The sequence below is a fragment of the Actinacidiphila rubida genome (assembly GCF_900110255.1).
GTDB lineage: Bacteria > Actinomycetota > Actinomycetes > Streptomycetales > Streptomycetaceae > Actinacidiphila > Actinacidiphila rubida.
In genome coordinates this window covers 1-19,876 of sequence record NZ_FODD01000043.1, presented here as the reverse complement: position 1 = coordinate 19,876, position 19,876 = coordinate 1, and the positions used below count along the sequence as shown (strand labels likewise).

Annotated in this window: 15 protein-coding genes, 1 tRNA gene and 2 pseudogenes; 12 read left to right on the top strand and 6 right to left on the bottom strand. The window is 71.2% G+C overall.

Features of this window, described 5'->3' with window-relative positions:
• Positions 1–161: 161 nt before the first annotated feature.
• From BMW99_RS32020 to BMW99_RS32010, 3 genes and pseudogenes are all read left to right on the top strand, one after another.
• Positions 162–788, top strand: coding sequence for a hypothetical protein (locus BMW99_RS32020; protein ID WP_069465409.1), 627 nt, complete (start codon positions 162–164; stop codon positions 786–788).
• A 42-nt stretch (positions 789–830) separates the two neighbouring features.
• Positions 831–1,136: pseudogene (locus tag BMW99_RS32015) on the top strand (ornithine cyclodeaminase family protein); the annotation flags it as partial.
• A 50-nt stretch (positions 1,137–1,186) separates the two neighbouring features.
• The gene (locus tag BMW99_RS32010; protein WP_245791713.1) at positions 1,187–2,446 is read left to right on the top strand and encodes a glycoside hydrolase family 76 protein; all 1,260 of its coding nucleotides are present in this window, start codon (positions 1,187–1,189) and stop codon (positions 2,444–2,446) included.
• Positions 2,447–2,767: 321 nt separating this feature from the next.
• Here BMW99_RS32010 and BMW99_RS32005 read toward each other — a convergent pair whose 3' ends face one another.
• Together BMW99_RS32005 and BMW99_RS32000 are read right to left on the bottom strand one after the other, a co-directional pair.
• Positions 2,768–3,265, bottom strand: a complete 498-nt coding sequence (locus tag BMW99_RS32005) for a hypothetical protein (RefSeq protein ID WP_069465412.1) — start codon at positions 3,263–3,265, stop codon at positions 2,768–2,770.
• Between the two features lie 4 nt (positions 3,266–3,269).
• Complete coding sequence (locus tag BMW99_RS32000; RefSeq protein ID WP_075018054.1) at positions 3,270–7,196, bottom strand: RHS repeat-associated core domain-containing protein; 3,927 nt, start codon at positions 7,194–7,196, stop codon at positions 3,270–3,272.
• 871 nt (positions 7,197–8,067) lie between these two features.
• Here BMW99_RS32000 and BMW99_RS31995 point away from each other — a divergent pair.
• Complete coding sequence (locus tag BMW99_RS31995) at positions 8,068–9,636, top strand: hypothetical protein (protein WP_069466774.1); 1,569 nt, start codon at positions 8,068–8,070, stop codon at positions 9,634–9,636.
• Positions 9,637–9,871: 235 nt separating this feature from the next.
• Here BMW99_RS31995 and BMW99_RS43200 read toward each other — a convergent pair whose 3' ends face one another.
• A complete protein-coding gene (locus tag BMW99_RS43200) occupies positions 9,872–10,114 on the bottom strand; it encodes a hypothetical protein (RefSeq protein ID WP_407640346.1) in 243 nt (80 codons plus the stop codon).
• A 187-nt stretch (positions 10,115–10,301) separates the two neighbouring features.
• Here BMW99_RS43200 and BMW99_RS31985 point away from each other — a divergent pair, with 187 nt between their 5' ends.
• Both BMW99_RS31985 and BMW99_RS31980 read left to right on the top strand, forming a co-directional pair.
• Positions 10,302–10,787, top strand: a complete 486-nt coding sequence (locus BMW99_RS31985) for a hypothetical protein (protein ID WP_141726355.1) — start codon at positions 10,302–10,304, stop codon at positions 10,785–10,787.
• Between the two features lie 631 nt (positions 10,788–11,418).
• A tRNA-Met gene (locus tag BMW99_RS31980) sits at positions 11,419–11,495 on the top strand.
• A gap of 940 nt (positions 11,496–12,435) precedes the next feature.
• Here BMW99_RS31980 and BMW99_RS31975 read toward each other — a convergent pair.
• Positions 12,436–12,978 carry a DUF2231 domain-containing protein gene (locus tag BMW99_RS31975; protein WP_069466057.1) on the bottom strand — a complete coding sequence of 181 codons (543 nt, stop codon included), beginning with the start codon at positions 12,976–12,978 and terminating at the stop codon, positions 12,436–12,438.
• 272 nt (positions 12,979–13,250) lie between these two features.
• Between BMW99_RS31975 and BMW99_RS31970 the strand changes: the two genes are divergently transcribed.
• The 6 genes from BMW99_RS31970 (at position 13,251) to BMW99_RS31945 (ending at position 19,212) form a co-directional block, all read left to right on the top strand.
• Positions 13,251–13,934 carry a response regulator transcription factor gene (locus BMW99_RS31970; RefSeq protein WP_069466058.1) on the top strand — a complete coding sequence of 228 codons (684 nt, stop codon included), beginning with the start codon at positions 13,251–13,253 and terminating at the stop codon, positions 13,932–13,934.
• The gene (locus tag BMW99_RS31965; protein WP_075018053.1) at positions 13,931–15,295 is read left to right on the top strand and encodes a sensor histidine kinase; all 1,365 of its coding nucleotides are present in this window, start codon (positions 13,931–13,933) and stop codon (positions 15,293–15,295) included. Before BMW99_RS31970 ends, BMW99_RS31965 begins: the two co-directional genes overlap by 4 nt.
• Positions 15,296–15,924: 629 nt before the next feature.
• Complete coding sequence (locus BMW99_RS31960; protein ID WP_075018052.1) at positions 15,925–16,899, top strand: FAD:protein FMN transferase; 975 nt, start codon at positions 15,925–15,927, stop codon at positions 16,897–16,899.
• Positions 16,896–17,681: a ferric reductase-like transmembrane domain-containing protein gene (locus BMW99_RS31955; RefSeq protein WP_069465090.1), complete on the top strand. Its 786-nt coding sequence runs from the start codon at positions 16,896–16,898 to the stop codon at positions 17,679–17,681. Before BMW99_RS31960 ends, BMW99_RS31955 begins: the two co-directional genes overlap by 4 nt.
• Positions 17,678–18,970: an NADH-ubiquinone oxidoreductase-F iron-sulfur binding region domain-containing protein gene (locus BMW99_RS31950; protein ID WP_079138667.1), complete on the top strand. Its 1,293-nt coding sequence runs from the start codon at positions 17,678–17,680 to the stop codon at positions 18,968–18,970. Before BMW99_RS31955 ends, BMW99_RS31950 begins: the two co-directional genes overlap by 4 nt.
• The gene (locus BMW99_RS31945; RefSeq protein ID WP_069465089.1) at positions 18,967–19,212 is read left to right on the top strand and encodes a ferredoxin; all 246 of its coding nucleotides are present in this window, start codon (positions 18,967–18,969) and stop codon (positions 19,210–19,212) included. Before BMW99_RS31950 ends, BMW99_RS31945 begins: the two co-directional genes overlap by 4 nt.
• Here BMW99_RS31945 and BMW99_RS31940 read toward each other — a convergent pair.
• Positions 19,191–19,514, bottom strand: a pseudogene (locus BMW99_RS31940) (acetate--CoA ligase family protein); the annotation flags it as partial. The gene BMW99_RS31945 and the pseudogene BMW99_RS31940 overlap by 22 nt on opposite strands.
• Positions 19,515–19,562: 48 nt before the next feature.
• A partial coding sequence (locus BMW99_RS31935; RefSeq protein ID WP_143080552.1) for an integrase core domain-containing protein occupies positions 19,563–19,876 on the bottom strand: 314 nt, incomplete at its 5' end.

Here is a 19,876-nt window from a genome sequence, read left to right as displayed (position 1 = left end):
CGGTGATCGGCCGGGAGGCGGGCCGACTTCGCTCCGGGACGCGGGCGGGGTCACCGGCCGGGCGGGCGGGTCGCACCTGCGGGGCCGTGATCTCCGACCACGGAGGAATCAACTCACCCCCAGTCCTCGCTGGGTGCCGATGTCGAACTAGTCTTCGGGCCATGGCCTTGCGACCTGACGAGTTCTACAACCACGCGCTTGCCGCCGCGGATGGTGAGCATCGGCTGCCGCTCGCGCGCATGACGGGGTGGGACATCAGCCCGTTCGAGCCGGACGGATTGCGCGTCGCGCCACTGCGACCTCCGGTTCTGCCCGAGCCCGCGCGACACGGGGAGGAACCGTCGAACTGCGAGGCGTGCAGCGGCCGAGACGATGGGATCTGGTTCAACGACAGCTGGCGGCTCACCCGGATCACGGGAGTTGGCGTGCCGCTGGTGCTCATGCTGCATCCGCGTGAGCACTACGACATGGCTGACCTGTCTGATGAGCTGGCGGCCGAGCTGGGGGTCGTGTCGACTCATATCGTCCGCCACGTGCAGGCCCTGCCGCACATTTCGCGAGCCCACGTCTACCGCATCGGAGATGGAGGCGCACACCTGCACATCTGGTTCTTCGCCCGGCCCGAGGGGCAGACCCAGCTGTACGGATCATGGATGCCCGTTTGGGATGATCTGCTGCCGGAATACCCGGCGGATGTTGCCGACGCAGACGCGGCGATCGTGGCAGACGCATTGGTCGCCTCCGTCGGGGGGCGTCGCTCGGCTGCCGGCGAGTCGCCACACGACTGATCCAGCACCGGAACGAGCACGAACTCCCCCCGCGGCTCGGTACCCGACCGCGTCGCCACCCGGGTGCTCCATCGTGATGGACTCCTGGCGGCCATGCCGGGCTTCCTGCCGTCGGCCGCGGTGCTCGTGGCCACGCTGGTGTCGCTCTTCCCGCACAACGACGGGGCACGACTGCCCACCCGTCAGGCGCTGATCGTGGCGTTCGATCCGGACACCGCCGAGCCCGCTGCCCTGCTGGACGGTACGGCCGGCACCGCAGCACCGTCGAACAGCGGGAGCGGTTGCCCAATCCGCGGGTCATACATGAGCTCGTCTTTGTGGCCGCGGCGGGGGTGCTCTGTCCATTGACTCGGTGGCAGCCCGCCGGTAGCTTCTGGCCGAGGCGATCCGAGACAACGTTGTCAATCCACCATCTGCCCCACTGCTGCCGACCGTGGCAGTGGAAGGAGGCGCTTCCGATGCGCTCGCACCGTCTACAACTCGCCCTGACCGGAGCCGCCGTGGCGGTCCTCGCGGCCGGCACCGTGTCAGCGGCATCGCCTGACGCGACCGCCCGGTCGGCGGACCCGGGTCAGAGGCAGTCCATGGCACACGCCAACGAGCTCCGCGCTACCGCGACGTACGCGTCGCTTGAGAAGTACTTCGGCACGAATGACGGTTCCGGACTGTTCCGCGAGCAGTATCCGGTGGCGGTCGGTGACAACGCCTACTCCTACGAGTGGCCCCTGTCCCAGGTGCACGTCGCGGCACTGGACATCGCGGCCGTCGAACCCGACTACAAGAAGGAACTGACCGCGGTTGACCGCGCGCAGGAGCACTACTGGAACCCTGCCTGTGGGACGACTGGGGTGGCCGGCTACGACTCCTACGTCATCGCCCCCTACGGAACGGGCGGCGACCTGTTCTACGACGACAACGAGTGGGTGGGCTTGGAGAAGGTCCAGGACTACCTCCAGCACCACGACCGTGCTGCGCTTTCGCGGGCAGAGCAGATCTTCACGCTGGTCAGGTCCGGGTGGGACACCGACCCGAGCCACGCTGCTCCCGGCGGCGTCTTCTGGACGCAGGCGCCCTGGAGCCAGGACCGGAACACCGTGTCGAACATGCCCGCTGCCGAGCTGGGATTGCGGCTCTACCAAATCACCGGCAAGCGTGCCTACCTCGACGACGCCAAGCGGTTCTACGACTGGACCAACGCCAATCTGCAGAGCCCGAGCGGGCTCTACTGGGACCATGTCAACCTCGGTGGGGACGTCGAGAAGACCTTTTGGACCTACAACCAGGGCGTTCCGATCGCAGTCAACGTCTTGCTCTACAAGGCCACTCACGACCGCACGTACCTCACGCGCGCCGAGCGCATCGCCGAGGCGGCTTACAGCTACTACGTCACCGGTGACAAGCTCAAGAACCAGCCGGTGTACTTCAACTCGATCTTCTTCAAGAACCTGCTGCTCCTGGAGTCGGTCACCGGAGGCAACACGTATCGGCAAGCGATGGCCGACTACGCCGACTGGCTGTGGGCCAGCACCCGGGACGTGACAACAGGCTTGGTGCACTTGAGCACCAGCGGCTCCACGCAGTCGATCGAACAGGCGGCCGCGGCGCAGGTGTTCGCGGTGCTCGCCTGGCCGCGAACAGAGTGGCCGGCACTGTACTGACCGTGGGCCGGGACCAATCGCCGGTCGAGGAGTGGGAAATCACGAGCAGTGACGGGACGCGGGATGCGGCGGCTTGTTGTGGCCACCGCTCTCGCGTCTCGCCCTCTGCATCACGGGCACAGCCGTCGCCTCGACGGTCCAGGTCGGCACCCATCCCGTCGACCAGACCAGCGCTAACAGTCATGTGGTCTCCGACGACCAGTACGCGGGCGTGGCCGCCGAACGGGATGTACGAGGAAGATGTGAGGTCCGCCCTCGCCCCGCCGCTGGCGGTCTCGGAGGGGGACCCGGGGCTGGGCGTTGCGTGGCTGGCCGACGGGGTCAGGCTCGGCTGGCCGCGGTCCGGATCAGGGACTGCTGGGTGCTGATGGTGTCCAGGAGGGCGGGATACTGCCGTTCGGTGTCCGGTGTGATGTCGTCGATCTGCTGGTACTCCATCACGGCCTGGTAGCAGAGGCCGAGGACCTCGGTGGCGCACTGGGAGTCCATCGGTGTCGAGGGCTCCTCACCGACGCACTGGTCCACCGCTGCCATCAGGGGGCCGACGCCCCACTGGCTGCTTTCGGACGCTTCGAACAGTTCTTCTTGGAGTTCGTCGTCCAGGACGGGCATGGCGGCACCGCCGGCGGCCTGGGCCTGGTGGAGCGCCGTGAGGCACCGCTGGTACACCTCGCGTGCCTCGGCGTCGCGGGACGCGTCAGGCAGGATGATCGCCGCGGTGCGCTCGACCTCGGTGACGGCGATGTCGAGAAGGTGACTTGCGGGGACATCCGCCAGCAGTGCGAGGTCGTCCTTCATCTCCAGGTCCCACAGCAGCATGGGGTCACTCTATCAACGTGACGTTGGGGTATTGGGCGATGCGGTCGCGGCAGTTCTGGCCCGGCACGCCGCTCGGCCGGAGGTCGTCGCAGGCGGGACGTGACGTGGCGAGCCGGCCGGCGTCGGGGATGCGGCCGGAGTCCATGGCGTTGAGCATGATCTGCTCGGCGTCGGTCTCCATCGGCGAGGTGTAGTACTTGCCGTTGATCCGCTCGTACCCGAGGGATTCGGCGAGTTTGCGCTGGGCCTCGGACGTCTTGTTGTTGTTGACCGTGTAGTAGAGGTTCCCGTGCGCGTCGGCGAAGGTCGAGACGGTCATCTTGCTGTGCGCGTACTTCGCGCTCTTCGCGCTCTTCCCGACCTTGACGGCGTCATGGATCAGCTTCGCGTGCGCCAGGAGCGTGGCGTCGCTGCGGTGCGGGCGTTTGGCCAGGCCCAGCGGGTCGGAGTCGGTGAGTGGGTTGTCGGCGTAGGCGACCGGGTTGGGCGCCGGGGCGAGGCCGAGCGGGTCGGGGCTGGTGTAGCGCGCGGTCTCGGGGTCGTAGTAGCGGTGGACGTTGTAGTTCAGGCCCGTCTCCGGGTCGGCGTACTGCCCGGGGAAGCGCAGCGGGCAGTCCACCTCGGCGCGCCCGCCCGCCCTCGGGCCGCCCCACAGGCCGCCCGTGCTGCGCCAGGCCACCTCGCCGTCGGCGGAGACCAGTTCCCTGGGTGTGCCGGCCGCGTCGGCGACGACGGCGTGGACGCGGACCAGGCCGCCGGTGCGGGTGACCTGGACGACCGGTTCGGACGACTGCGGGGCGTACTCCCAGACCGTGTTGGCGCCGGGACCGTCACCGGGGCCGGCGGCGGTGGACTCCGCCACCCGTACCCCGTCCCAGGAGAATCGGACCTCCTCCACCACCGTGCCGTCCGCGTCCAGCCGGGACTTGGCGATGCGCCGGCCGAGCCCGTCGTAGGTGTAGCGCCAGCGCTCACCGCCCGGGGTGACCGTCTCGCGGAGCCGGTCGGCCTCGTCCCAGACGAAGGTCTGCACCCGGCGGCGGCCGTCCAGCAGGCGGACCGTGCGCCTGACCAGGCGCCCGCGGTCGTCGTGCGTGTAGGCGGTGCGTCCCGAGCGGCGGATGACCGTGCCGTCGAACTCCTTGGGGGCGTGGCGCAGTTCGGCGGGCGTTGCCTGGTCGTCGGTGGTCGCGCCGGTGAGGTTCCCTGCGATGTCGTAGGTGTAGGCGGCCGTCCACCCCTCGGCCCGGACGGCGGTGACGCGGCCGACAGTGTCGGCGTCGAAGTGCCGCGTGCCGCCCGCGGGTTCGGTGATGGCGGCCACCATGCCGCCGGCGTCGTACCCGTAGGTCCGCAGCAGCGTCACGCCTGCCGGCGTGGCATTCGCCTCCGGGACGGCAGGGCCCAGCGCTTGAGCGGTCAGCCGGTCGACCTCGTCCCAGCTCTGGTGCAGCCGGACACGGTCGCCGAACGTGCGGGAGGTCTCCCGGCCCGCAGCGTCGTGCCCGAAGGCCACGCTCTGCCCGGCGATGCCGAGCGCCACGGGCTGCCCCGCGGCGTCGTAGCTCCACGTGGACTCCACACCGGACGGCAGCCGGCGGCTGAGCACGTTGCCCGTCGGGTCGTAGGTGTACGCGGTGGTGGCGCCGTTCACGGTCTCCGCCAGGACGCGCCCGACAGGGTCCACGTCCCGGGTGACGGCGGCGTCCTGGTTCTCGGCGGCGACGAGGTGCCCGCCGGGACTGTACCGGTACGCAGTCCACTGGCCCGGTCCCGGCCCGAACCGCTGGGTGACGACCTGACCGAGGACGTCGCGCTCGAAGGCCACGGCGGGGCCGTCCTCGGTCGCGACGGCGGCCAGGCGTCCGGCGGTGTCGTAGGCGTAGCTGCGCGCCCGCCCGTCGAAGTCGGCCTCCCGCGCCAGGCGTCCGGCCGCGTCGTAGGTGTAGTTCCAGGTGTGCCCTTCGGCGTTGGTGACCTCGGTCAGGCGCAGTTCGGTGTCGTAGGCGAAGTGCAGCCCGGAGCCGTCGGGTTCGGTGCTGGACGCCTCGCGGGCGAAGTGCGTGCTCGTGTGGTGGGAGGTGTTGCCTGCCGTGTCGGTGTGGCTGAGCAGCCCGCCCTCCGCGTCCCAGTCCCATTCCTCGCGCGACCCGTCGGCGAACTCCCGCCAGTGCGGGCGGCCTTCGGTCGTCCAGCCCATGCGGGTGACGTGGCCGAGGGGGTCGGTGACGGCGACGACCCGGCCCCATCCGTCCCGTTCCACGGTGGTGGTGCTGCCGAGCGGGTCGGTGAGGGACACCGGCAGGCCCGCGGCGTCGGTGCGCACCGTGGTGGTGTTGCCGAGCGCGTCGGTGACCGAGGTGAGGCGTCCCCGGTCGTCGTAGGCGTAGCGGGTGCGCGCGCCGGTGGGCTCGACGGCCTCGGTGCGGTTGCCCCGCGGATCGTAGGCGTACGACCAGGTGTTGCCGCCCGCGTCGGTCAGCGACAGCGGCCGGGGAAGGTCGGCGTGGTAGCGCACGCTGTAGGTGCCGCCGTCCGGCCGCACGGCGCCGGTCAGCCGGCCCTGCGCGTCGTAGGCGAACCGGGTCCGGGCGCCGAGCGCGTCGACAGACGCCAGGAGCCGGCCGAACGCGTCCCATTCCGCGTGCTGCGTGGCGCCCAGCGGATCGGTGACGGCGACCCGCTGAAGCCGGTCGTTGTGCCGGTGGACGGTGGTGTTGCCGAGCGAGTCGGTGTACGCGGTGGTGCGGGCCGCCTCGTCGTAGGCGATGGTGCAGTCGAGGACGCCGTCCGCGCCGGTGCCGCTGACGCAGCGATCGGCGTCGTCGTACGTGAAGCGATACCAGGAGCCCACGCGGTCGGTCCACTGGACAACCCGGCCCCGCTCGTCGTAGGCGTAGTGCTTGGCCACGCCGGTGCCGTCCACGACGCCGGTGAGGTGACCGCGGGCGTCGTAGTCGAAGCGGCGCAGCCGGTGGGAGGGCACGGGCCGCTCGGCCGACTCGGCGCCCGCCTCGTGGCTCCCGCCCTGAAGGAGCCGCAGCCCGGTGACGCGGCCTTGCGCGCAGTCGACCGCCACCGCGTAGCCGCAACTGTGCCGGACCGCGGTCGGGGTGCCGTCCGCGAGCCGCTCGATGCTGATCCGGTTGCCGTTGCGGTCGGTGACGGCGGTCAGATGCAGGACGAACGGCGCGGCGCTGGACGGTTCCAGGGGCGGCGAGAAGTGGCGGGTGTGGCCGCTGTCGGGGTCGCTGACCTGGATCTCGGACTGCGGGCTCCCGTCCCACAGCAGCGGCAACCGGGGGCCGTGCGTCGGCAGTACGGGCCGGCCCGGGCGCGGCACCGGGTAGACCAGCAGCATCCCGTCGGCGGTGGCGAGCACCAGGCCCTGCTCGTCGGCCTCCAGCCGCTCGTCCAGGGTGGACGCCCAGGACGGGCCGAACAGCCGGCCCGCCCGGTAACTCGACACATAGGTGCGGTCCAGCATCAGCGAGAGGACCGCGGGGAGTTGGACGTCGGTCTCGGTGATCAGGACCTCGCCGGACACCAGGTCGATCGGATCGCCGCCCTTGCAGCGGCCCTCGCCCGGCTTGCCGGTCTTCTCGGGATCCTCGGCGCCCTGCCGGGCAGTTGACGCCGCCTGCCGGTCGGCGTCGGCGGCCGCCTCCTCCCCGGGCTTCGCCTTCGCCGCCACGGCCGCGCCCGTGCCCCCGACGTCGGCGGGGTCGTGATGATGGTTCGGGGTGGGGTGGTGGGTGTGCCCGGCCTTGTCGGCGAGGTCCCCCTCGGCCTTCTCGAACGTGTCGGCCGCGCTTTCGACGTGCGCGGCGATGCGGTGGTGGCCGTGGCCCAGGGCCTTGGGGACCTTGGACGCGATGTGGTCGATGATCTCGACGACGGGTTTGGCGAGCTTGTTCGGCAGCCCGCTCATCGCCCGCACCGCCCCGGACGCATGGCGGCCCACTCGCCCGCCCGCTTCGAACGATGCCACCACACGTAAGCCATGCCGGTTTCCCCGCCCCCGCCGTATACGCCCCAACCAGCCCCTGTCAGCGACTACTTGCAGGCGTCACCCACGGTAGCGACGACGGGCCGGGGGACGAAAGACCTCCGCATCCGGCTGTGCAGAGCGACGCGAGCTTTGACCTGGCGGATCCAGTTCTGGCCGGGAGCCTCCCCGGACGTAGACGGCCCCGCGGCCCTTCGCAAGCACACCCAGCACGAAGGGTTCGACACCCGACCTGGAACCGATCCCACGCCCATACGTGTCGGAAGACCAGTGGATCCTCCGACATCGGTGTAGACCAACCGCCCGGCCGAAGTCGCGTCTCAGCAGGGCCCGGCGCCTGACGGATCCCATTGGAGGGCCCCATGTCGACGGCCGTCGCCGACTGGTTCGGAAGGGGAGGCCCGCCCCGAGGAACAGCGTCGCCCAAGATCCGGACCCACTCCGGCCCAGCTCTCGTCAGCGAGCTACGGAAACTGTCATTTCCCAGGTCAGGAAAGTTGCATCTGCTGTAGCACGAGCAGACCAAGAACCTGCTGGGTAAACAGCGGCACTACGAAACACAAAAAGTGGAAGGTCCGGCCCCCTGAATCTTTGACTGCGCGTGCAGAAGGCCCTGTGCGGTGGGGAAGCGGCTGGGGGCTGTCGCTGGTCACCTGGGCAGTGGAGGCGGGGTCCACGTCCGTCCGCGTCAATACGGGGAAACCCGCTGCTGGGGACGGGGCGAGCGCTGTTAGGATCAGCCGTTTTTCATCTCTTGTATCACTCGCGTTCGCACGCAGTCCGGGGAGAGCTCATGCGACACAAACGGCGCACCACCGCGCTGCTGGGGGCGGCGGCGCTGGCCGTGCCCGCGGTGGTCACCTTGGCCGCCACGCCCGCGCAGGCCGCCAGCGGGGGGCTGAAGGTCTACACGCTCACCCGGGCGGGGGCGCAGCTCAACGGCCAGGTCGCCGTCGTCGGTCTCGGCGGCACCTACGAGCAGTACGTCACCAGCGGGAAGACGATCTCCGTGCCGGCCGGCCGCTACGCCGTGATCGGCGACGTCTGGAACGGCAAGGACAACACCGACACCGTCGGCGGGCAGATCGTCACGGTCTCGGCGTCGAAGACGACCACCACGACGATCGACGCACGCAAGGGCCGGCCGGTCTCCGTCAAGCTCAGCTCCAGCCCCGGATCGGGCTACAGCCAGCAGATCCAGGTGTCGGCGTGCGCGTACATACCCGATGCCTGCATGGGGCCGATCATGCTGTCCAACGCCGGCGGCCACGTCTACGCGATCCCCAACGCCTCCAAACAGCTCCGCATGGCGTACATGTCCGTGTGGAACAAGGGCGACCAGGACGTGTACGCGGCCCGCGGCTACTACCTCAACGGGATGCCCACCTCGTTCGGCGGCACCTTCAGCCGGGCCAACACCACGACGGTGACGGCGGAAGTGCGGCGCGGCAGCAACTTCGGCGACTTCCAGGAGCTGACGATCCAGCCGCAGGGAACCGATCCCCTCCCCTGGCTCTACCAGGGTGTGGCGAGCGGCGGCCCGTTCACCACCAAGCTCCACCTCACGGCCGGCACCTGGCAGGTGGGCGCCGACGACAACGCCTCCTCCGGCGGCGGCATCGGTTCCCTCACCCAGACCCTCGCAGCGGCCCCCGGCCGCGCCTACTCGCCGATCTTCTTCCGCACCACCCTCGGTCCGGCCCGGACGATGCCGTACGTGCAGGGCGGCAGCGCCCACTTCGACATCTCCTCCATGTTCCAGGACCCCACCAGCCAGGGATTCGACGCGCTCAACCGGGCCACCACGACGCTGAGTTTCGGCAGCAAGACGATCGCCCGCAGCAGCCAGACCGAGTACGGCAGTTACGACAACGCGTTCTTCACCGGGCGCATGACGTCGACGGGCTGGTACACCCTGTACGTCGACGCCAACCGCTACGACCCCGGCCACACGCGCACCCCGTACATGCTCTCCACCGCGGCCACCCTGCGGTTCCACTTCTATGCGAACCCGAAGGTCAGCTCGCTGGTGCCCGGGTTCCTCACGCAGTTCGTGCCGAGCGGGCTGAACATGCACAGCGCGGCGGCGCCCGGGAGCACCACGAACGTGGCGCTGTGGCTGTCCCGGCCGGCCAACCCCAACGCCTCCACCCCGGCCGACTCCGTGTCGTCGGTCAAGGTGTGGGCGTCCTACGACGGCGGGAAGTCCTGGCACGCGGCAGCGGTCACGCACAGCGGCGGCAAGTGGGCCGCCCGCGTCACCAACCCGGCCTCGGGCGCGGTCTCGTTGCGCTCGACCGTCACCGACCCGCACGGCAACACCGCGGAGACCACGGTCTACCGGGCCTACGCAATCGGCTGAGCATGCGGTGAGAACAGGCACGCCCCGCCCGCGAACTCGCCGCCGAGACACGAGGGGCCGGGCGTCCGAACGCCCGGCCCCTCTGTCGAACACCAGCCGGGGGCGGGTGCGCACGGGCGTCGGCCCGTCCCGGCCGGGGAGGGGCCGCTGAACGCCGTGAACTCTCGCTCTACAGTGAGAAGTTGGCCGACAGGGGGGAGCCGTTGTGATCACCTAGCCGGAGATGTCGGACGGGTCAGACGGATCGGATGCGTCGCACGAATCGCACGGGACAGGTCAGCCGAGCGGGCCGGGCGGGCCTGTCGGGGAGCTCCCCGGCGAGCGTGAGGTTGTGCATCCGGGCGATGCCGGCCATGGCGTGGTGGACACCATCGCCCTTCAAGCGGCAGTCGCGGAGGTGGTCCCGGGTGGGGACCAGAGTGCCGTCCACGACGAGCACGGTGTCCTTGGCGAACCGCTTGGCGAGGCTGGAGCGCAAGCATCGGATGCTTCTATCACACTCAGGCAAGTCAGCCCTCTTCGCAGCAAACCACGCAGCACGGCGACCCCAGCACCCTGCCAGAACGTGTCGAAACTCGAGCTGGTCAATTCCTGGCAATCAAGCTTGACGGACGCTCGTCCGCGGCCTGACCCTGGGGCCTTTCTCGGAGGGGACAGTCATGGGCATGAGCGCGAAGAGCCGTCGGCAGTTGACCGAGCTGGCCGAACAGCTGATGGAACCGGGCGATCGCACCGTGCATTTGATGCGCGCCCAGGTCGGGAAGACACCGGTCAAGAAGAACGTAGGGGCGACGGCCGTCACCGTCGCGGCGAGCGTCGCGGTCGCCGCGATCGGCGGGGGCATGAGCATGGGCATGCTCTTCGTCAAGGGCGATGTCTTTATCGCCGTGACCGATCGTAAGGTGCTGATTTTCGGCGGCCGACGGAACCGGCCGGGCCCAGGACGGCTCTGGGCGAACGCGCCGCGCGAGGCGGTCACTGTGATCTCCGAGAAGGACAAGTTCCTCAACCACAAGCTTCTCCTCGGGGTCCCAGGCGCCGAACAGCCGCTTCGGCTGACGCTCGCCCCGATAAACCCCAGCATCCGGAACGACGGTCGCCACCTTGTCCAACTGCTGCGCCAGGCAAGCCCGGCGACCGACCCTCGCTGACCGGCCGCCTCGGTAATGACGGTGCCGGGCGGATCCGGGCGCTCGGCTCGGCGCGCAGGTCGCGGCCGCGGCGGTCCTGGGGATCCGCCGGCTGCTGCAGCGTCTCCAACTGGTCCGCGTCGAGGCCGTCGACCCACCGCCGCCGGCGCGCCGGCGGCCCGTTCAGGATCCGTCCCAGGGCGACGAGCAGCGCCCGGGTGGCCGCAAGGCCGGCGCCACAGACGTCGGCGAACGCCCTGAGCAGCCCCGGGCCGGGCAGGCGCCAGCCGGCGACGACGAACTGGAGGGTGCTGCGGGCGATCCGGCCGCGGGCCTGCGGCGCGTTGCAGACGGGGCGCAGGCTCGGGTGGCCGGCGGCTTCGCGCAGACGACGCATGGCGCGCACCAGCCCGGTCCGGGTGGCGGTGTGCCCCGGCACGTAATGGTCACGGAAGGGTCGGGCCTTGGGCGCCGCCGAGCGGCAGGCGGCCGCGGCAGCCGGCCCAAGATGCTTCCTGCCCTGCTCGCGGTGGTGGAGCGGGAGGGAGCGCGAGCACGCAGGCGGCCCCGACGAGGGCGGCCAGCGCGGCGCAAGCCGGGTCGCGGCAAAGGTGACCGTACGCCAAGTCATGCCGTAGGGTGGGCGCATCGTCGCGGGGTGGAGCAGCTCGGTAGCTCGCTGGGCTCATAACCCAGAGGTCGCAGGTTCAAATCCTGTCCCCGCTACCAAGATCCGGCCCCCGGTGACATCTCTTGTCACCGGGGGCCGGAGTCGTTCACGAGCACGAGCCCGGGCCACGTCCAGCCCCCGCCCCGACCCCGGGCTGAGGACCGGGTGTCACCGGTCGGCAGGCAAGCCCGTGAGGATGCAGCCTCCGTACGACACCCGCGGGACAAGCGGGCGGACCAGCTGCCGCATCGACGCATCCGCCGGGTTCGGGATCCCGTCGAGGGGCAGCCGCAGGTCGAGCGGTGTCCCCGAGAGACAAGGCCGTCGAGAGGCTCGTCCCATACCTGGCTGGTGCCGCATCAAGCAAGAGCCCACATCCGCCCGACCCGGCAAGGACCGCACGCGACCGGGTATCGACCGAAAGGGTCGATCGAGCAGGTTCGGGTCGAAACACCCAGTGCGACGAGGACCACGGCGCCGCAGACCAGGGGCAAGCTCCACAGCACAAAGGCCAGGAGTGCAGCAGACTCGCCCGAACGAGCTGAACTCTTAACCCCTTCTGAAGACTCCGCGAACGGGATCCTGACGTCCTACGCGGCATGGTGGAGATGGACTACCTGTCCCCCGACCCGGGGAGGCGCCTCATGCCCGTCCACCCGCCGAGCGGCGATCCGAGCGGTCACCGACCCGTGAGTGTGAGCGAAGCCGCGCAACGCAGAGAAGAGGGGCGCCGGCGCGTCGGCACGGCGACGCGCTGGGCGATGGCGACCGCCGTCGCCGGGGCCGCGGTTCTGGGCGCGGGCTACGCACACGAGATACCTGGCGTCCAGGCTCAACTGCCCGCGAGCCCGTCGGGGAGCACCCACTCCGGCACCTCTGGTGGGCTCCAGCCACCCTCATCTGCCCCCGGTGCGACTTCACGAGCCCCGCACACCCAGTCCGGTGCGTCCTGAGGGACGTTCTGTCCGACGGCGGCGAGGCGAACGGTAGGAGGTGCTCTCAACCGTGTTGCGCGCTCGCGGACTTGTCGTAGGCGTCATGCCAGGCGGCCTTCGCCCCGGACTCACCGATGCGGTAGACGTCCACGACGGAACCCGCGGACACGGCCACGGCAAGGGCCAGGACCCCGGCTCGCACGATGGCAGGCGCTGCCCGACGCGCGCCGGCCGGCGAGGGCCCGTCCGACGCGACGTGGCCGCGCTCGGTGGGCTGCCCGAACCGCCGCCCCGTCCACCACACGGCGAGCGTCGCCGCGAACAGCCCGAACGCCCAGGGCAGCAGGCCGTCACCGAGTTCGGTGTGCTGGTGCACGAGGGGATCGTCGCCAACTCGCGCTTCCAGCCACTCTCCTGCATGGGTCGTGACCGGCACCATGACGAGCGTCGCCAGTCCCAGCAGAGGAAGCACCAGGCCTATTCGCCGGGCGAAGCGCGGCTGGACCGCGCAGACGACTGCCGCCAGAGCCGTCAGGGGCACCATCACGACGATGAAGTGGACAAGGAGGACGTGGGCCGGCAGGCCGTCGATCTGCGTGGGGCTCATGAGTGCTCCGGTGAAGAAAAGGTCGTCAGGATGCGCACGAGGTCTTGTGGGACCCAAGTGGCGGCGCGAGAGCTGGCAGCCTTCCAGGGCAACTTCTGAGCATCCTCTGAGTCGGCAGCCGGAGTGAAGGTGACGGCTTGCCAGATGAAGGGGGTGCGGCCGGGAATGTGCGGTTCTCCCTGATGGGGAGGAGCGGTCCTCGCGTGACGGACCGCCGTTCCCCCGGAGGGACACGCAGGTGCGCGGCCTGGTCGCGAACCTAGGATGGGGGAATGCGGGTGCTGGTTGTGGAGGACGACCCCGGGATCGCCGACCTTCTCGTGCGCGGTCTGGAGCGGGCCGGGTACGAAGCTGCCGCCGTGCCGTCCGGGCAGGCGGCTCTCGCGGCGTCACCGGAGCCCGACGTCGTCCTGCTGGATCTCGGGTTGCCGGACATGGACGGCGTCGAGGTGTGCAGGCAGCTGCGCGGACGCTCCGAGCTGGCCATCATCGTCGTGACGGCTCGCGGCGAGGAGGGCGACCGGGTGGCGGCGCTCGACGAAGGCGCCGACGACTATCTGGTCAAGCCGTTCGGCCTGGCCGAGCTTCTCGCCCGGATCCGCGCGGTGCTGCGGCGGGTGCGCCCGGCCGATCGCGAACTGCTGCGGCACGCCGACCTCACCGTGGACCTGCGCACCCGGACGGTGACGGTCGGTGAACGCGAGGTGGCACTGACGCCGAAGGAGTTCGACATCCTGGAGGCGCTCGCCGTCGATCCGGGGCGTGTGGTCTCGCGGCAGGAGATCCTGGAACGCGTCTGGGACGCGCACTGGTACGGGCCGACGAAGGTGCTCGACGTGCACGTGGCGGGGCTGCGGCGCAAGCTGGACCGCCCCGGCCTCGTGGAGACCGTGTACGGCAGGGGGTTCCGGCTCGGCACTCCCGACGCCCAGCCCACTCCCCCTGAGGTGCCATGACCCGCCGCATCGCGCTGGCGGTCATGGCCCTGGTCACGGTGCTGCTGGTGCTGGCCGTCGTGCCGCTCGGGCTGTCGCTCTCCGGGCGTGAGCGGGCCTCGTTCCGGGACGGCACCGAAGCGGCGGACCGCACGCTGGCCGCCGCGGCCGAGGAGCACCTCTCCGACCGTGGTTCCTCGGCCTCTCTTCAGCAACTTCTCCGGCGAAGTGCCCAGCCCGGCGACTGTGCCGCTGTCTTCGACGCCACGGGAGGGGAGGTTGCCGTCACCTCCTGCCCGGACCAGGACGCCGCACAGAATGCCGCGACGCGTCAGGAGTGGTCCGCCCTCGCCCGCACGGTGCTCGCGCACGGCGGCACGGCCATGCGCACGGCGGACGACCGGCTGGCCGTCGCGGTGACGGTCGGCGACGAGTCCAAGCCGGTAGGCGCCTCGGTGCTGTCACGGTCGGAAGAACCGACGAACGACCGGATCGAGGCGATGTGGACGCGGCTGGCCGTCATCGGTCTCGGTGGTCTGGCCGCCGGAGCGCTGCTGGCGGTACTGCTCGCGCGATGGGTCGGCCGGCCGCTGCGAGCCGTCGATGTGGCCGCTCGCGACCTGGGCGAGGGCCGTCTGGACGTGCGTGCGGCCGGTGGACGGGGGCCGGTCGAGGTGCGACGGCTGGCGTCGACCTTCAACACGATGGCGGCCCGCATGGAAGCACTGATCCACGGCCATCGGGCGGTGATCGCGGATGTATCGCACCAGCTGAGGACGCCGCTTGCCGCGCTGCGCCTCCGGCTCGACATGCTCTCGGCCGATGCGGACGACGCCACCGGTGCGGAGCTCGCCGCCGCCCAGCAGGAGATCGCCCGGCTGTCGCGCCTCGTCGACGGGCTCCTGGCCGTGGCCCGCGCGGAGAACGCGGTGCCGCGGCCCGTCGCCGTGGGCGTGGACGAGGTGGTGGCGGACCGGATCGCAGCCTGGACGCCGGTAGCGCAGGAGCGGCAGGTCCGGCTCGCCGCCCGTTGCCGTCCTGGGCTCACTGCCCACCTCGGCCCCGGCGACCTTGAGCAGGTGCTCGACAACCTCCTCGCCAACGCGCTGGACGCCGTCGGGGAGGGCGCCCAGGTGACCGTCACCGGTCGGATGCGGCACGAGCGGGTGATCGTGACCGTGGCTGATGACGGCCCCGGGATGAGCGAGGAGGCGCAGAAGAGCGCCTTCCACCGTTTCAGCGGTGGTGAGGCCTCCGGGACAGGGCTGGGGCTGGCCATCGTGCACCGGCTGCTCACCGCCAACGGCGGGGCCGTGCAGCTGGAGGACACCCCGGGCGGAGGGCTGACCGTCGTCGTCGATCTTCCCTCCGATGCCCGCTGACCTGCACATTTGACGTGTCCACACAGGGCCAGGCAGGTCTTAACCACTTCTGAGCATTCCCTGAACGGGTTCCCGACGGCCCGCACGGCAGGCTGGTGAACAACCGTTGCCGTCTCCTGCCGTGAGGACATCCACGCCATGCGCCGTCACCACCAGTTCCGGAGTCCGCGCCCCACCGCCGATCTGCCGGTGGAGGAAACGGCACGCCGGCGTGAGCGGGGGCGGACGAGGGTCAGGGCCACCACCGGCCTGGCCGTGGCGGCCGCGGTCGTGGGCACCGCGGCGCTGGGGGCGGGTTACGCATCCGCGATCCCGGGTGGTTCAGCGCCGCACCCCTCCCCTACGCAGCCGCCGGCAGGCGGGCCGTCCAGCACCGCCGGGGCGCCGTCGGCTGTCGGCCACACGCCCTCGGGCTCGTCTGCCCGTCCGAGTCACGTACCGACTCCGGCGCATGGCGGAAGCACGTCTCCCCCGGCTCCCGGCCACCCCTCCCCCACGCCCAAGGCCGTCAAGCCGTCGTCCCCCGCGCACCGGACGGCCAAGCCCGCCAAGCCGTCCACCGGGCTGCGTCCCCCGACGCAACCCCCGGCGCCGACGACGCAGCCCCCCCAGACCACGACGGGAGGATCATGACGCCGACCTCCAGCCTGACCGGCCCCGCCGGTGCGATCGACCGCGTCTCCTTCCCCGCGCTCGGCACCACGGCGGTCCTGCTCACCACGGATCCTTCGCGCACCCACCGCGCCCTGGCCGTGCTCCGCTCGGAGCTCGCCGCCATCGACGCCGCGTGCAGCCGCTTCCGCCCGGACTCCGAGCTGTCCCGTGCGAACGCCTCCGCCGGCACGGGCCGTCCGGTGCCGGTGGGGCCGCTGCTGGCAGAGGCCATCGAGGTGGCTCTGCGCGCCGCACATCTGACCGACGGAGTCGTCGATCCCACGGTGGGGCCGGCCGAGGTGGCACTGGGCTACGACGTCACCTTCAGGCGGATCGCGCGCACCGGCCCGGCACCCGAGCTGCACCCGGCGAAGGGGTGGCAGTCGGTCGGCTGGGATCCGGAGCTACGGCTGCTGAGGCTCCCGGAGGGGGCCGCGCTCGATCTGGGTGCCACGGCCAAGGCGCTGGCCGCGGACCGCGCGGCGCGGGCGGCCGCCGCGGTGGCGGGCTGCGGCGTGCTGGTCAACCTCGGCGGCGATCTGTCGGCGGCGGGGCACGCACCGGACGCCGGATGGCGCATCGCCGTTGCCGACGACCACGCCGAGCCCGCCGGGCCGGGGGCACCCGTGATCAGTTTGAGCGGCGGCGGTCTCGCCACGTCCGGCACCACTGTGCGGGCATGGGAGCGCGGCGGCCGCCCGCGGCATCACATCGTCGACCCGGTCACGGGCGACAGTGCCCCGACGGTCTGGCGCACCGCGAGTGTCGCGGCGGCCTGCTGCGTCGACGCCAACACCGCCAGCACGGCAGCGATCGTGCTGGGCGAGCGTGCCGTGGACTGGGTGCGTGCCACCGGGCTGCCGGCGCGCCTGGTCCGTGCCGACGGAACGGCGGTGCGCCTCAACGGCTGGCCCCAGGAAGGGGTGGAACGGGAAGGGGTACACACATGAACTCCGCCCACGCCGCTGTCCTGCTCGCCTCGTCGTCCGGTCCGAGTCCTCTGTGGTACGCCACCCGGGCCGCCGGAACCGCCTCACTCGTCCTGCTGACGCTGTCCGTCGTCGTCGGGATCGCCGCGGCCGGGCGCTACGCACCCCGGAACATCGGCCGGTTCGAGGTGTCAGCGGTGCATCGCAATCTGTCGCTGCTGACGCTGGTGTTCCTGGCCCTGCACATCGTCACGGCCATCGCCGACAGTTTCACCCACATCGGCTGGCCGGCCACCGTCGTCCCGCTCGCCTCGTCGTACCGGCCCGTGTGGGTGGGCCTGGGCGCCGTCGCGCTGGACCTGCTGTTGGCCGTGGCCATCACCAGCGCGTTCCGGCAGAGGATCGGGCACCGCTGGTGGAAGGCGGTGCACTGGGCGGCGTACGCGGCGTGGCCCGTCGCCCTGTTCCATGCGGCCGGCACCGGCACCGACACCCGCCTCACCCCCCAATTGGTGCTGTATGCGGCGTGTCTCGCGGCCGTACTCGGCGCCGTGTGGTGGCGGTTGGCACGGGCCGGTGCCGAGGCGCGGCGCGTCCGCTGGTGGGTCCTGCCCGCCACCGCTCTCATCCCCGTGCTGCTCGCCGTGTTCCTCGCCACCGGCCCTCTGCGGCCCGGCTGGTCCCACCGCGCCGCTGCCACGTTCCCGTCCAACCCGTCCAGGCCCGCAGCCACCGCGCCGGCCGTTCCCCCGCCGCCCCACACGTCCGCACCCCACATCCCGGAAGGAGGGGACAGCGCATGAACTTCGAGACGGCCACGGCGATTGCCGCCCAGGACATGCCGGTACCCTACGGAGCCCGCCTTCTCGCCGGCTGGTACGCGACCGGCCGGCCCGCCGACCTGAGCGACCACCTGGCCCGCTACGGGCCGGCCCCGATCGACGGTGCGCCCGGCGCGCTCGCCGACGCCGTCGAGCAGGCCGGGCTCACCGGCCGCGGTGGCGGCGCCTTCCCGACCGGCCGCAAGCTGCGTGCGGTCGCCGGGCGGCGGGGTCCTGCCGTCGTGGTCGCGAACGGGATGGAGAGCGAACCGGCCAGCAGGAAGGACGAGACCCTGCTGGACCTCGCCCCGCACCTCGTACTGGACGGAGCCGTGCTGGCGGCGTCCGCGACCGGTGCCACGGTGGCGCATGTGTGCCTGCCTCGCACCCGGGCCGACCAGGCCGAGAGTCTCTCCCGGGCCACCGAGGAGCGGCACCGGGCAGGGCTGGATCCGGTGGAAATACGCGTCCACACCCTCCCGCACCACTTCGTCTCCAGCGAGGAGACCGCGCTGGTGAGCTGGCTGAACGGCGGCGGTGCGCACCCGCGCTCCACGCCGCCCCGCCCGTTCGAGAAGGGCGTCGGCAAGCGCCCCACCTTCATCGCCAACGTCGAGACCCTGGCCCACATGGCGCTCATCGCCCGCTACGGCCCGGGCTGGTTCCGTGAACTGGGCAGCGAGTCCGCCCCGGGGACGACGCTGGTGACGCTGTCGGGGGCCGTCCGGCACCCGGGCGTGTACGAGATCCCGATGGGCGGATCCGCCCGACAGGCGCTGGCCACGGCAGGTGGCCCCACCGAGCGCCTCGGGGCGGTTCTCGCCGGCGGATTCTTCGGAAGCTGGCTGCCGATGCCCCTGGATCCGGTGGCCCAGCCCCGCGGCGCCGGAGTCCTCGTGGCGTTGCCCGAGGACACCTGTGGTCTCGCCGAGACGGCAGGCGTGCTGGCCTACCTGGGCTCCCAGAGCGCGCGCCAGTGCGGTCCGTGCATGTTCGGGATCCCGTCGGTCGCCGACGACTTCGCCGAACTTGCGTGGGGACAGCCCGATACGGCCCTCCTGGACCGGCTCAACGGACGGCTCGGACTCCTGCCGGGCCGGGGAGCCTGCCGGCACCCCGACGGCGCGGCCCGGCTGGCCACGTCGGCGCTGCTGGCGTTCGGGGAGGAGGTCGTCCGGCACATGCAGTACGGCCCGTGCTCCCGCGCTGGCGGACCGCTGCGGCTGCCGATCCCTGCGGGACCTCCCGCAGCCGAGGAGGGATGGCGATGAATCGGGACCACGAGTTGAGCATCGATTTCGCGGCGTGCGACGGCCACGGCCTGTGCGCCGAACTGCTGCCGGAACGGATCACCTTGGACGAATGGGGCTACCCCGTCATACGGGACTCCACCGTCCCCGGCCCGCTGCTCACCCACGCCAAGCGTGCGGTGGCCGCCTGCCCGGTGCTGGCGCTGCGCCTCACCCGCGCCCGAGGCAGGGATCAGCAACCTCAACGCAGCCTGCACAGATAGGGGTCCGTGGCCTCCCGCGGCAGCACACGCAGACGGACGTCGAGAGCCCGGTCGCCGTCAGGGCGTGCGACCACCGGGCTCAGGTCGGCCTCGGCGAGCTGCGGCACGTCGCAGGCCAGAGCCGACAGGCGGAGCAGCAGTTGCTCCACTCCCGCAAGATCCACCGGATCGGAGCCGTTGACCCCGTACAGCAGCGGTGCGCAGCGGGGCGCGGCCATCAGGTCCCGCACATGCACGTCGGTCAACAGCGCGATGCGCGCGGCGTGATCCGCGAGCACCTCGGTGCCGGTGCCGCCCAGGCCGTGGCCAAAACCTGACCTGCCTCATGGTTCGGGTTGCAGCTGGGGTGGCTAACTGGCGGCGTGGATGGGGTCTTGTGCGGAGAGTAGTTCGTACTCGATGGGGGTGCGGTAGCCCAGTGCTGAATGTCGTCTCTGGCGGTTGTAGAAGATCTCGATGAACTCGAAGATCGCGTTGGCCAGTTCGACCCGGGTCTTCCAGCGCTTGCGGTTGAGCAGCTCGATCTGCATCGAGGACCAGAACGATTCCATCATCGCGTTGTCCAGGCCGTCCCCGACGGTGCCGAACGACGGCAGGAGGCCGGCGGAGCGGATCCGTTCGCCGAAGACCCAGGAGGTGAACTGGGTGCCGTGATCGGCGTGAA